Genomic DNA, 12,411 nt, shown 5'->3' on the forward strand with positions numbered 1-12,411 from the left:
CCCGTGCGCTCACTAGGGTGGCCGACGCGCCGTCGACCGCTGCGCCACGGGATGGGGGGTGAGGTGCGCACCGACCTGCTCTCGACCCTGACGCGACGGGTGCTCTTCGCGCCCCTCGCCGACCAGGGCCGGGCCGACGTCGTCGCCGTCCGCCTGCGCACCGCCATCACCCTCGGGGTGCTCGGCGAAGGCGAGCAGCTGCCGGCCGAGGCGGACCTGGCCGCGCAGTTCAACATCTCCCCGGTGACCCTGCGCGAAGCGCTCACCCAGCTCCGCGAGCAGGGGCTGGTGGCCACCCGCCGCGGCCGTGGGGGCGGGACCGTGGTCACCGCCGGGCGACCGGACCAGATCCGCGCCGCCGCGGACCAGGCCCGTGAGCTGTCCCGCCTGGACCTGCGCGACCTCGCCGACTGGCGCCGCGCTATCGCGGCGGAGTCGGCGACCCTGGCCGCCCGCCGCGCCTCCGGCGAGAACGTCGCGCTGCTCGAGCGGGGCAGCCGACGTCTGCTGACCGCCGGCGACGAGGTGGAGGCACGGCGGGCGGACAGCCGCTTCCTGATCGAGCTGGCCGCCGCGGCGCAGTCGGTCCGCCTGAGCACGAGCATGATCAGCCTGCAGGTGGAGTACGCGCCGCTGCTGACCCTGGCGTACATGGATACCGAGGTGAGGTCGACCGTGTCGCAGTTGTTCGAGGCCACCGTCCGAGCCGTCCGGGACGCCGAGCCCGAGGTCGCCCGCGAGTGCGTCGTCCGGGCGGTCGACCACGTGGCAGCCCGCGTGGCGCAGCTGCGCACCCGAGGGTGGGCGGAACGATGACCGTCGCGGCCCCGGGAGCGCCCGAGGAGGCACTGCGGGGCGCGGCCGCCGGCGTCGTCGCGCTGACCGCACCGGTGTTCACCGACCTCGCCGCACTCGGCGAGGCGGCCACCCGGCGACTGGACCTCGGCCGGCACCCGGTCTTCGACGAGTCGCGGGCCTGGGAGGTGCTCGAGCCCGACGTGAGCGTGATGCTGCGCAGCCGGCCGCTGGTCACGGGCGCCGGCATGGCGCTGCGGCCACCGGCGACCGCCTCGGCGGGGGAGGTGCCCTCCATGGCGTGGTGGGTCATCCGGGACGGCGAGATCCGCGCCAAGCAGCACGTGCTCAACCCGAGGTCCGACTCCTTCTACGACGTCTCGCAGGCCCGCTGGTTCCGCGTGCCGTGCGCCAGTGGGGCGCCCACGCTGCTGTCCCCCTACGTCGACAGCTGGGGTACCGACGACGTCACGATGACCGCAGCCGCACCGCTGACCGCATCGGGGGAGGTCCTCGGTGTCGTCGCCGCGGACCTCGACGTCCGCCGGTTCGTCGACGCCGCCGAGGGCCTGCTCGTCGAGGCGGAGGCCACCGCCCTGCTCGACGAGGAGGACCGGGTGATCACCGCCACCCATCCGCAGTTGGACACCGGCACGAGGTTGAGCGCCACGGAGCTGGGTCCGGTCCGGGCGCGCGCCGCGATCGCGGAGTTCGGCTGGACCGTCGTCCGTCTCTGAGGCGGCCTTCCCGCTACGCCTGCTGGCGAGGCAGCGGTCCCGCCCGCCGGCTCGCTGCGCGGCCTCACCCGCGGTGTGACCGCGCCGGCGAGGCCGGTGGGACCAGCAGGACGAGAGCTGCCGGCACGTCCGCCGGTCGGCCCGGCTGCGAGCGACCGGTCGTGGCGATGCCGCGGCGGGGGAGAGGGGTCGATGCGGCCGGGCTCACCCCCGGGCGGTGGCCAGGTAGACCGTGTTGGCGGCGGGGCGGCCCTGCAGGGGGTTGGGGAAGCTGACCACCTGCGCGTCGACATCGACGAAGACCGCCGCCAGGGCGGCCAGGTACTCCTCGTCGGATGGCTCGTTCGACCACAGCGAGAAGACGCCGCCGGGCCGGAGGAGGCCGGCCAGCCGTCGCATGCCCGGCGGGCGGTAGAAGGGGGCGCTGCCCTCGGCCAGCAGGTGCCCGGGGGAGTGGTCGATGTCCACGACGACGGCGTCGAAGACCCGGCCAGGGGCCGCCGGGTCCACGCCGTCTCCCGCGACCATCGCGAAGAAGTCCCCGTGCACCAGCCGGCACCGCGGGTCCGCGGCGATACCGCGCCCGAGTGGCAGCAGCGCCTGCTGGTGCCACTCGATGACCGGCTCCAGCAGGTCGACCACCACGAGCTCCCGGACCCGGGGGTCGGCGAGCACCGCCTGAGCGGTGTAGCGGAGCCCCAGGCCGCCGACCGCCACGTCGAGCCGGTCGCCGCCCGAGCGCGCCAGAGCCAGCCGGGCGACCTCCACCTCGGCGACGGTGAACAGCGAGGACATCAGGAACTCGTCGCCCAGCTTGACCTCGAACACGTCGGCCCCGGTCACCGGGTCGCGGCGCCGGCGGAGGCTCAGCTCGCCGATCGGCGTGGGGCTCCAGGCGAGCTCCTCCAAGCGCTTGCCCACCGACGCGCGTCTCCCTCCGCTGCTCCACCGCCCACGGCCGTCCTGCTCTCGTGGCACTCTCCCCGGCCTGGGCGGGTTGCGCGCGTCCGGCGCCCCGGGTGCGGCGTCGCCGTGGCACGCGGCTACGACATGTGCCCGCCGCTGACGAACTTCGGCTTTCTGCCGGGCGGAAGTGTTGCTAGCTTTGTGGCGCAGCACACACTCGGGGCCTGAGCGGGGCGTCCTCCGGTGGGTCGCACGCCCGGGGCCTCGGCCAGCGAACGGCCCGCTGAACAGGCGCTCTGCGATCGATGACGCGCGCCGTCACACCACTCGAGGGGATACCGTGAAGGTGAAGAGAAACCTGCGCCACACGCTGCGGGCCGCGCTGGTCGCCGCGCTGTCCGCACTGCTGTTCCTGGGGTTCGTCGGCACGGCGAGCGCGGCACCGCCCGCCCCTGGGTCCTCCGGGACCTCCGACTGCGCCGACCGGCCCGTGCCGGCGAGCAAGGTCTCCGTCCAGCTGTGGACGTTCGCCGAGTACATCGGCTTCGGCACCGACGCGGCCACCCAGGCCCGCCACGAGGAGGTGCTCCGTCGGCTCAGCGAGATGGGCTACCGCAACGTCGAGCCGTTCACCCTGAGCGGGATGACGGCGGAGCAGTACGCCGACCTCCTCCGGGAGTACCGGCTCCAGGCTTCCGGGCGGCACGTCGGCGTCGGCACACACACCGAGCCGGCGGACATCGCGCAGATCCTCGAGGAGAACCGGGTGCTGGGCGTCCGGTACTTCGGCTCCGGTGGCACCCCGCAGCTCACGACCGAGGCAGAGTGGATCGCCTACGCCGAGTACCTGAACACGGTGGGTGCGCAGGCCCGCCAGGCTGGGCAGTGGCTCATGGTCCACAACCACAACTGGGAGTTCGAGACCACCTTCGGCGACCGCACCGCCTTCGACATCCTCATGGAGCACACCGAGCGGCGGCACGTCGTGTCGCAGCTCGACCTGTACTGGGCGGTCTTCGCCGGTGCCGACCCGATCGACATCATCGAGCAGTACGGCAACCGGGTCCGGCTGTTCCACGTGAAGGACCTGAACGAGGAGCTGGACCGGCGGATCGAGATCGTCGGACGCGGGGACATCGACTTCGCGCCGATCTTCCGGGTGGCCGGCGGCAGCACCCGGTACTTCGTCGTCGAGCACGACCCGCGCTTCGGTGACCCCACGTTCGACCCCTTCGAGGCGGCGCGGGAGGGCTTCGCCTACCTCACCTGCTCGTCCCGCTGACGCAGGGCGCAGCGCGCTCTCCCGAGGAGGCGGTCCCGGACGTCAGGGACCGCCTCCTCCCGCGCGATGAGGCACACCACGTGGTGGGTCGAGGAGCTGCCCCGAGTGCTCGGCGGTCGTGCCTGCTCACACGCCCGCACCCGAGGCGGCGTCGGCGCTGAGGTGGGTGACCGGAACGCCGCAGCTCTTGCGCAGCCGCGCCGGCAGGTCGCGGCGGAGCCAGTGGGAGAGCGTGTGCGGCAGCGTCGACACCACGATCTCGTCCGCCGGGAAATGGCCGAGCGTGGCCAGGACGGCCTGGAGCGCGTCGGGGTCGCCGACCTCGCCGTCGACCTGGGCGCCCAGGGCACGGAGATCCTCCAGTGCCCGGTCGAGCCGCTGCCGGGCGAGGGCGTACGCGCGATCGGCCACGGAGGGACCCAGGCCCGCGTAGGCGCTGGGGCCCTCGACCTCGGCCTCTGCCGGGGTCAAGGGCGCGACGACGTGGAACTCGTGCGGTCCGGCGGTGATCCGATCCTGGACGGCCCGCCTGAGCGCGCCGGCGGAGAGGGTCTGGTTGGCGACGATCAAGCAGCGGCGCATGGCACGGTGCTCCTGTTCGGTGGACGCCCCGACCCGAGAAGTGTGACGCGCGTCATGGCGACGGTCCACCCAGCAGTGGCGAGGGAGGCCGGTGCCCGGATCCGGCCTGGTCGCCCGACCGGCGGGCCAGCATCCGTGGCCTCCCGTTCACCCCTGCGTGCGCTCCCGGACCGGGGGCTCCGGCGACGGGGACGGGATCCGGGGCAGCGGCGGCGCCACCGGCTGGGCGGTGAGCTCCTGGTAGGCGGTGGTGTGCGCGCGGAGCGCGGCGACCGCGTCGGCGACGTCGGTTGCCGGCCTGCCGGCCGCCGACGCGACGTCCTCCGCCTGCCGTACCGCGTCGCAGACGTCGGCGACCATGTCGAGGTACGCCCGGGCCTCCGGCTCCGGGTCGGCCTGCTCGGTCGGGTCAGCGGACAGCGCCCGTTGCCGCAGGCGCTGCTCGAGGCGGCTCCCCTCGGCCTCCAGCGACGGCAGCAGCTCGGGGACGTCGCCGAGGTGCGCGCCGGCGGCCTGGGCCGCGGCCACCTGGCGGCGCAGCCCGTCCCGCGCCCGGGCGACCTGGAGCTGGAGCTCCGCGGCCGAGCGCCGCCGGCCCGGCGGCAGACGACGCGCGGCGACGGCGGTGGCGCCCTGGACGCCGAGCACCCGGCCACGCGCGGCGAGCTCCCGGCCCCGGGCCGCCAGCGGGCTGCGCCGGAAGCGCCTGAGCACCAGCCATCCGGCGAGCGCGGCGACGAGCGCGAGCACGAGGAGCGCGCCGCCGAGGACGGCGACCACCGTGGGGTCCAGCGAGAGCAGGAAGGACAGCTCCTCGTCGGCCCGCACGTCCAGGGCGCCGGCGGTGCCGGTCGGCAGCGGGGTGGTCATGGGGCTCCTCGTCTCGCGCGGGGGTGGCCCAGGGAGAACGTCCGCCCCCCGGCCGGTGGTTCCCGAGCCGGCTCGGCCGCCTGGTCCGCCGCCGGATATCCCGCCACATCGACGTGGACCGCGAGGTGCTGCATCGACCATCCGTGGTGGGGGTAGCCGAGTGACGCGGTTACGACAGCGACGTCCAGCGAGAAGGAGCAGGCGATGACCACCAAGGCCGAGAAGTCGATCCAGGTCGACGTACCGGTGTCCACGGCCTACAACCAGTGGACCCAGTTCGAGGACTTCCCCTACTTCATGGGCGGGGTGAAGGAGGTGCACCAGCACAGCGACAAGCGCCTGCACTGGGTGGCGGAGATCGCGGGCGTCCGGCGCGAGTGGGAAGCCGTCATCATCGAGCAGGTGCCGGACCAGAAGATCGCCTGGGCCGCCCAGGACGGCGCGACGAACGCCGGCGCCGTGCGGTTCGAGCCGGTCGGTGCGGGATCCACCCTCGTCCACCTGTCGCTGGAGTACGAGCCGGAGGGGCTCGTGGAGAAGGTCGGCGACAAGCTCGGCGTCGTGGAACGGCAGGTCGAGTCCGACCTCCAGCGCTTCAAGTCGCTCGTGGAGAGCGAGGGCTACGCCACCGGCGGATGGCGCGGCACGATCAACCCGGGGGAGGACGTCGGCACCCCGGGGGTGAACGCGGCCTTCACCTCCCGCGGTGACAGCGGCAAGGCGGGCGTGTCGGGCAAGGCCGTGGCCGCGGGTGCGGCCGCGGTGGCCGGCGCAGCGGCCGCGGGTGCTGCCGCCGTCGCGTCCAGGAGCGGGCAGAGCGGCAGCCAGGAGGACACGAGCCGGCCTCAGGAGACGGTCGCGGCTGTGCCGCAGCCGCCGAGGGAGGCGGTGCGTGACGAGGTCATCGTGGACGAGTCCGATCCCGCGGGCTTCACCACCCGTACCTCCACCGAGGGTGCGGAGCGGGGGGCCACGGCTTCCGACGACGACCCCATGATCGGCGGCGGCAGCCGCTGACCCGCTCGGCGGCTCGGTCCGGGACGGCTACCTCGGAGCCGAGCCGCCGCTCGGCGGCTCAGGCCGGGGCCACCGGCGCAGCAGCCCGGACGGCCGCGGGACTCAGCGCACCGGGAGGTCCTGCGCCGCCGCCGCGACCTCCTGGGCGACCTCTTCGCCCCATGCCCGGACCGCCGCCCAGTCGCGGAAGTCACCGAGCGGAGCGCGCATCGCGGTCACCATCGCCCGCTCGGCGAAGCCGAGCCGTTCCTGCTCCAGGCGGCCAGGGAAGACGGCGTGCCCCCGCGCACCGAGCAGGTGCTTCAGCAGAGGGACGTCATGGGGCTCGGCCGGGGGGAACGGTGGTTCCCCGATCGGCCCGCTGGAGAACAGCCAGGTCGGGCGGGTGCGCAGGACGTCGGCGTAGGCGGCCGCGTACTCACGGGCCGGCTCGAGCCATCGGCCGGCGTAGACGGCGCTGCCCAGCACGACGGCGTCGAAAGGCGTGGGGTCCGGTCGCTGCTGCACGGGCGCGGCCACCGCCACGAGCGACGTGGACCGCCCCGCGTCGCACTCGCCCATGGCACGTGCCACGGCCGCCCCGATCTCGGCGGTGGCCCCGTGGCGGCTGGCGACGGCCACGAGCACCCGGACCGGCCTGCCGCTCACCGGGACGCTCCGGCCCCGGGCACGACCGCGGCCCTCACCTCGGCCTCGGCGACGATGCCGCCCGGCTGGTGGACGCCGTCCACCGTCGTCACCGCGGCGCAGCCGCTCTCTGCCGCGTACCCGGCGGACGGGTCCGGTCCTCCCCTGACGACCGCAGTGGTCGTGGCGTTCCTGGCCTGCACTGCGCCCCCTCCGGTCGTCGCTGAGATCCGACGCTAGGTCCGGCGGCTGCGCCGACCCAGGGTCGCCGGGCGCATCGGGCCGGGACCTTCGTCCTGGACGGTCGGGGCCGTCCGCCCGCGTCCGGACCCGCAACGCCCCCGGCATCGTGGCATCGGGGCCGGACGCCGGACCCGGAGCCGAGTAGCCGCCGACGCAGGGAGACCACCGTGACCATGCCGACCCCCCGACAGCCCGATCGCCCCGCGGACGACGGCGCCGCGACGCATCCGCGGATCGTCGTGGGCGTCGACGGCTCCCCGGGCGCCCGGCTCGCCCTCGCGTGGGCGCTCGCCGAGGCCGCCCGCCGCGGCGCGGAGCTGCTGGTGCTCAGCTCGTTCCCCGTGGAGGCCATCTGGCTGGACCCCGGCTACGTGGACCCGCGTCGCGTCGAGGCGATCCGCGAGGACACGGAGGACCGCGCACGAGGCCTGGTCGAGGAGGTGCTCGGCGACCCGGACGTGTCGGCGGTCGCCGGGACAGCGGACGTGCCGGTGCGCGTGGTCGCGGTGCCTGGTCCGGCGGCGCCGAACCTGGTGGAGCACGCCACCCGGGCAGAGCTCCTGGTCGTGGGCAGCCGGGGGCGTGGTGGCATCCGGAGCACGGTCCTGGGGTCGGTGGCGCTGCACTGCGCCACCCACGCCGCCTGCCCGGTCGTCGTCGTGCACGCCGCAGCCGGGAGCGCTCCCGAAGGCGCGACGGCACCCCGGGTGGTCGTCGGGCTGGACGACTCGCCGCACGCCGAGGCGGTCCTGGTCACCGCCGTCGCGGCGGCCGCTCGCCGGGGGGCGCGTGTCGAGGCCGTGCTCGCCTACGAGGAGCCGAACCCCTGGAGCGAGATGTACGCCGTGATGACGCGGGCTCCGGGACAGAGCCGCGCGCGGGCGCTCGAGTTCGCGCGGGGCGTCGTCGCCGAGGCGCTGGGCGAGGGGCAGTCGGCCGTGGACGTGACGGTCCTCGAGGGGCCGGCGGGCGAGATGCTCGCGCGGCGCGCCGCCGGCGCGGACCTGCTGGTCGTCGGGAGCCGCAGCCGGAACACCCTCACGGGGATGGTCCTCGGGTCGGTCGCGCTGCACTGCGTCATCCACGCCCCCTGTCCCGTGCTGGTCGTCCGGCCCGGGGCGGCGCCTGCCCCGCGACGGACCCAGGCGGCGGCGGAGCCCGTCGCCCTCGGCTGACTCCGAGGCCGGCGTGCCGGGTCACAGCAGTGACAGGTCGAGCCGTTCCGACAGCAGGTGCAGGGCGGCCCGTCCCGCTCGCGAATTGCCCTTCTCGTCCAGCGGCGGCGACCACGCGCAGACGCCGAAGCGCCCCGGCACGTCGCCCATGACCGCGCCGGCGACGCCGCTCTTGCACGGGAAGCCCAGGTCGTAGGCGAACTGGCCGGCGGCGTCGTAGGTGCCGCACGTCAGCATCACCGCATTGACCCGCCGCGCGAGCGGCTCGGAGAGCACCGCGGTCCCGGTGCGCGGCTCGATGCCGTCGTTGGCGAGGAAGCGGGCGGCCCTCGCCAGCGTCCGCGTGGTGACCGTGAGGGAGCAGAGCCGGGCGTACAGCTCGACGACCTCGTCGACCTCGTGGTGCAGGTTCCCGAAGGACCGCATGAGGTGGGCGATGGCGCGGTTGAGGTGGCTGCCCTCCCGCTCGGCCTCGAGGGCGGTGTCGTCGACCACCAGCTCGTCGCCGACCAGCTCTCCCAGGAGGTCGGCCACCGAGCCGAAGGGATCGTCCGCCTCGTCCAGGAGCACGTCGCTCACCACGAGGGCCCCGGCGTTGATGAACGGGTTCCGCGGCACGCCCTTCTCGTGCTCGAGCTGGATCAGCGAGTTGAACGGGTCTCCGGACGGCTCGCGGCCCAGCCGCTCGAACAGGTCCTCACCCACCCGCTGCAGGGCAGCCGTCAGCGCGAAGACCTTCACGACGCTCTGGACCGCGAAGCCGACGTCGGCGTCGCCGGTGACGTGCTCGGTCCCGTCGAGCTCGGCCAGGGCGAGGGCGAAGCGGGCGGGCTCGGCCGAGGGGAGCTCCTCGGGCTGCTCCTGGACCTCGCCCTCCCCGGCGAGGTGCCGCGACCGGTCGGCGACCTCGGCGAGCACCGCCTCCAGGTCGCTGGTCTCGTCAGCAGAGGGCGACGCGGGGGAGGAGGACATCGACCCTCGTTACCCGTCTGCCCGCGGCGGACACCCCCGCCCCGCGCGGCAGGCGCCGTCGCACGGTCGCTGGCAGGGTGGACGGCATGGCCGATTCCTCTCCCGTCGTCGTGGTGACCGGTGCGAACGGGTTGGTGGGCAGCGCGGTCTGCCGGGCGCTCGTCGAGCGGTCGGCGCACGTGCGCGCCGTGGTCCGCCGCGCCGGCAGCGCGCCCGCGCTCGACGGGGTCACCGAGCACGTCGGCGACTTCGCCGACGAGGGCTTCGCCCGCGCGGTGACCCGGGGCGCCGAGGCGGTCGTCACGACCGTCCACCCGATGGGCTCGCCCCGGGAGGTGCAGCACCGGGTGGGGGTGGAGGGGACGTCAGCCTTCGCCCGGGCCGCCCGGGACGCCGGCGTCGCCCGGCTCGTGCACGTGTCCACGGCCGGGGTCTACGACCGCTCGACCGGCGTCGGGGACGTGGCCGAGGACGGCGCCCTGCTGCCCGAGGGCAGCGGCGCCTATCCCGACACGAAGAACGCCGCCGACGCCGCGCTGGCGCAGGTCGGCGGGCTCACGACCGTGCTGGTCCGCCCGCCGGCGATCCTCGGTGCCGGCGAGACGTCGGTGTGGAACACGCTGCGACCGCAGGCGATCGGCGACGGTGACCGCCGGGCCAATCCCGCGCAGACCTGGGCGTGGGTGCACGTCGAGGACCTGGCTGCCCTGATCGCGGACGTCGCCACGGGCGCCGTCGCGACCGCCGACGACCCGGAGCGGGGCCCCGTGGCCGGGAGCACGACGCCGGTCATCGTCGCCGGCGAGCCGGCGACGTGGCGGGACTACCTCGGCACGGTGACCGACGCGCTGGGCGTCGAGCCCGAGTGGACCGACGAGCCGGTCTGGACCGGGCAGCTGCGCGCCGACCGCGCGCGCGGGTGGGGCTGGAGACCGCGCGTGAGCCTCGCGCAGGCCATGGCCGAGCTGCGGCAGGGCCTGACGAGCCGGTCGTGAGCCGGAGCCCGGACGTCGGCCGTCGACGTCCGCCCGGTGGGTGAGGCGCGACCCGGACGAGGCGCCCGTCGGAGCTAGCCGCCGTGCACGGGCCAGCCCGGCGCGCCGAGTTCCCGGGAGAGGGCCCGTGCCGCCTCGCGGACCGCCCCCCGGACGGAGTCGTCCACCGGCCAGGCCGCGGACGGGACGACGACGCCGATGGCGCCGGCGACATCGGCGTGGGATTCGAAGACCGGAGCGGCGAGCCCGCACTCGCCGAGAAGTGCCTCCTCCCGCTCCAGGGCGAGCGCGGTGGAGCGCACCTCCGCCAGCTCGGCCCGGAGCTCCGTCGCGGAGGTGATGGTCTCGCCCGTCATGCTCTTCAGCGGCGCCTCGAGCACCCCCGGGCCGGCCGCTCCGGAGAACGCGAGGATCGCCTTGCCCAGGGCGCAGGCGTGGGCGGGGATGACGATCCCCACCTCGGGCATCTGCCGGCTGCCGTCGGGGCGCGGCTCGTGGTGGATGATCACGACGTCGTCCAGCAGCAGGACGGCGGTCCGCACCGCGAAGCCGGTCCGGCGGGCCACCTCCTCGGCCCACGGGATCGTCCTGGAGCGCAGCTCGAGGGTGTCGAGGTAGACGTTGCCCAGCCGGAGGACCGCCGGACCCAGCTGGTAGCGACCTGACCCGCGCTCCTGCACCACCAGCCCGTGGGAGACGAGCGTGCGCACCAGCCCGTGGACGGTCGACGGGGGCAGCTCCAGCCTGGCGGCCAGCTCGGACAAGGCCATCCGGCGAGACCCCTGCAGAGCGGTCAGCACCCGGACCGCCCGGTCGACGGACTGAATCACCAGCCGCCCCTCCTGCTCGTCCTGGTTCGTGCGCCGGCGCCTTGTCGACCACCGGAGCCGCCTGTAACCTACGTCACACATTTGACGATGTCGAATGGTCTTCGGTGCTACGGAGGCGCCCGTGCGCGACGAGCCCTGTCCGACCCGGCGTCCGGCCGCCGGGTTCTCCGGCCTCGCCGCCGTGGGCCCCGCCGTGCTCCGCGCGCACCGCACGGCGGTGGAGGGCGTCGCGGCGCGGTGGCCGCACCCACCTGCACCGTCACCGCGCGGACACCCGCCGCACCGCGCCACCGCCCGACGTCGACATGGGCGCCCCCGACGAGGCCCGCGCACCCGCGACGGCCTCCTGACCCCTACGCCACCAGGAGAACCGACGTCATGAAGAAACTCGTCAACGACCCCGCGGACGTCGTCGCGGAAGCCCTGCAGGGGTTCGAGGCCGCGCATCCCGATCTGCGGGTGGACCACGCGAACAAGGTGATCCACCGCGGTGACCTGCCGAAACCGGGCAAGGTCGGCATCGTCTCCGGTGGGGGTTCCGGCCACGAGCCGCTGCACGGCGGGTTCGTGGGGCTGGGCATGCTCGACGCCGCCTGCGCCGGCGAGATCTTCACGTCCCCGGTGCCCGACCAGATGCTCGCTGCCACGAAGCTGGTCGACGGCGGCGCAGGAGTCCTGCACGTCGTCAAGAACTACACCGGCGACGTCATGAACTTCGAGATGGCCGCGGAGCTGGCCGAGGCCGAGACCGGGGCGCGGGTCGTCCCGGTCGTCACCGACGACGACGTCGCCGTCCAGGACAGCACGTGGACGGCGGGGCGGCGGGGCGTCGGCGTCACCGTCCTGGTGGAGAAGATCGCGGGTGCCGCCGCCGAGCAGGGCCGCTCGCTGGACGAGGTCGCCGAGGTGGCCCGGACCGTGAACGCCAACGGCCGCAGCATGGGCCTCGCGCTCACCAGCTGCACGCTGCCGGCGGTCGGTCACCCCTCCTTCGACCTGGGCGCCGACGAGATGGAGCTCGGCGTCGGCATCCACGGCGAGCCGGGCCGGGAGCGCATCCCGCTGGCGTCGGCCCGGGAGATCGCCGCCATGCTGGTCGAGCCGGTGCTCGAGGACCTGCCGTTCCGGTCGGGCGACGGCGTCGTCTGCTTCGTCAACGGCCTCGGCGGCACACCCCTGATCGAGCTGTACGTCATGTACAACGAGGTGGCGAAGATCCTGTCCGGCCGCGGCGTGCAGATCGCCCGTTCGCTGGTCGGGCCCTTCATCACCTCCCTCGACATGGCCGGCGCGTCGGTCACGCTGCTGCGCGTCGACGACGACCTGCTCTCGCTCTGGGATGCGCCCGTGCGGACGCCGGCGCTGCGCTGGGGGATCTGA

At 74.8% G+C, this 12,411-nt stretch carries 13 protein-coding genes; 7 read left to right on the forward strand and 6 right to left on the reverse strand.

What is annotated here, in order from left to right; all coding sequences use genetic code 11:
- Window positions 1-63: 63 nt before the first annotated feature.
- Together ACI79S_RS06855 and ACI79S_RS06860 are read left to right on the forward strand one after the other, a co-directional pair.
- Entirely contained in the window at window positions 64-816 is a 753-nt protein-coding gene (locus ACI79S_RS06855) for a FadR/GntR family transcriptional regulator (RefSeq protein WP_456592690.1), read from the forward strand.
- Window positions 813-1,532 carry a cache domain-containing protein gene (locus ACI79S_RS06860; RefSeq protein ID WP_456592691.1) on the forward strand — a complete coding sequence of 240 codons (720 nt, stop codon included), beginning with the start codon at window positions 813-815 and terminating at the stop codon, window positions 1,530-1,532. Before ACI79S_RS06855 ends, ACI79S_RS06860 begins: the two co-directional genes overlap by 4 nt.
- Window positions 1,533-1,736: 204 nt before the next feature.
- Here ACI79S_RS06860 and ACI79S_RS06865 read toward each other — a convergent pair whose 3' ends face one another.
- Window positions 1,737-2,453 carry a spermidine synthase gene (locus tag ACI79S_RS06865; protein ID WP_456592692.1) on the reverse strand — a complete coding sequence of 239 codons (717 nt, stop codon included), beginning with the start codon at window positions 2,451-2,453 and terminating at the stop codon, window positions 1,737-1,739.
- A gap of 325 nt (window positions 2,454-2,778) precedes the next feature.
- Here ACI79S_RS06865 and ACI79S_RS06870 point away from each other — a divergent pair, with 325 nt between their 5' ends.
- Window positions 2,779-3,720 (forward strand): sugar phosphate isomerase/epimerase family protein, encoded by a 942-nt coding sequence (locus ACI79S_RS06870; RefSeq protein ID WP_456592693.1) that lies wholly within the window; start codon window positions 2,779-2,781, stop codon window positions 3,718-3,720.
- Window positions 3,721-3,846: 126 nt separating this feature from the next.
- Here the strand turns inward: ACI79S_RS06870 and ACI79S_RS06875 are convergent, their stop codons facing one another.
- Entirely contained in the window at window positions 3,847-4,302 is a 456-nt protein-coding gene (locus tag ACI79S_RS06875) for a hypothetical protein (RefSeq protein ID WP_456592694.1), read from the reverse strand.
- A gap of 147 nt (window positions 4,303-4,449) precedes the next feature.
- Entirely contained in the window at window positions 4,450-5,172 is a 723-nt protein-coding gene (locus ACI79S_RS06880; protein WP_456592695.1) for a hypothetical protein, read from the reverse strand.
- 204 nt (window positions 5,173-5,376) lie between these two features.
- Between ACI79S_RS06880 and ACI79S_RS06885 the strand changes: the two genes are divergently transcribed.
- Complete coding sequence (locus ACI79S_RS06885; RefSeq protein WP_456592696.1) at window positions 5,377-6,189, forward strand: SRPBCC family protein; 813 nt, start codon at window positions 5,377-5,379, stop codon at window positions 6,187-6,189.
- 102 nt (window positions 6,190-6,291) lie between these two features.
- Here ACI79S_RS06885 and ACI79S_RS06890 read toward each other — a convergent pair whose 3' ends face one another.
- The gene (locus ACI79S_RS06890; protein ID WP_456592697.1) at window positions 6,292-6,837 is read right to left on the reverse strand and encodes a flavodoxin domain-containing protein; all 546 of its coding nucleotides are present in this window, start codon (window positions 6,835-6,837) and stop codon (window positions 6,292-6,294) included.
- A gap of 395 nt (window positions 6,838-7,232) precedes the next feature.
- Here ACI79S_RS06890 and ACI79S_RS06895 point away from each other — a divergent pair, with 395 nt between their 5' ends.
- Window positions 7,233-8,234 carry a universal stress protein gene (locus ACI79S_RS06895; protein ID WP_456592785.1) on the forward strand — a complete coding sequence of 334 codons (1,002 nt, stop codon included), beginning with the start codon at window positions 7,233-7,235 and terminating at the stop codon, window positions 8,232-8,234.
- Between the two features lie 21 nt (window positions 8,235-8,255).
- On the opposite strand, the gene glsA is transcribed toward ACI79S_RS06895, so the two are convergent.
- Window positions 8,256-9,206 carry a glutaminase A gene (gene glsA, locus ACI79S_RS06900; protein WP_456592698.1) on the reverse strand — a complete coding sequence of 317 codons (951 nt, stop codon included), beginning with the start codon at window positions 9,204-9,206 and terminating at the stop codon, window positions 8,256-8,258.
- 86 nt (window positions 9,207-9,292) lie between these two features.
- Here glsA and ACI79S_RS06905 point away from each other — a divergent pair, with 86 nt between their 5' ends.
- Window positions 9,293-10,201 carry an NAD-dependent epimerase/dehydratase family protein gene (locus ACI79S_RS06905; RefSeq protein ID WP_456592699.1) on the forward strand — a complete coding sequence of 303 codons (909 nt, stop codon included), beginning with the start codon at window positions 9,293-9,295 and terminating at the stop codon, window positions 10,199-10,201.
- A 74-nt stretch (window positions 10,202-10,275) separates the two neighbouring features.
- Here ACI79S_RS06905 and ACI79S_RS06910 read toward each other — a convergent pair whose 3' ends face one another.
- A complete protein-coding gene (locus tag ACI79S_RS06910) occupies window positions 10,276-11,031 on the reverse strand; it encodes an IclR family transcriptional regulator (protein WP_456592700.1) in 756 nt (251 codons plus the stop codon).
- Window positions 11,032-11,409: 378 nt separating this feature from the next.
- Between ACI79S_RS06910 and dhaK the strand changes: the two genes are divergently transcribed.
- Window positions 11,410-12,411, forward strand: a complete 1,002-nt coding sequence (gene dhaK, locus ACI79S_RS06915) for a dihydroxyacetone kinase subunit DhaK (protein WP_456592701.1) — start codon at window positions 11,410-11,412, stop codon at window positions 12,409-12,411.

It is taken from the genome of Blastococcus sp. SYSU DS1024 (genome assembly GCF_054050795.1).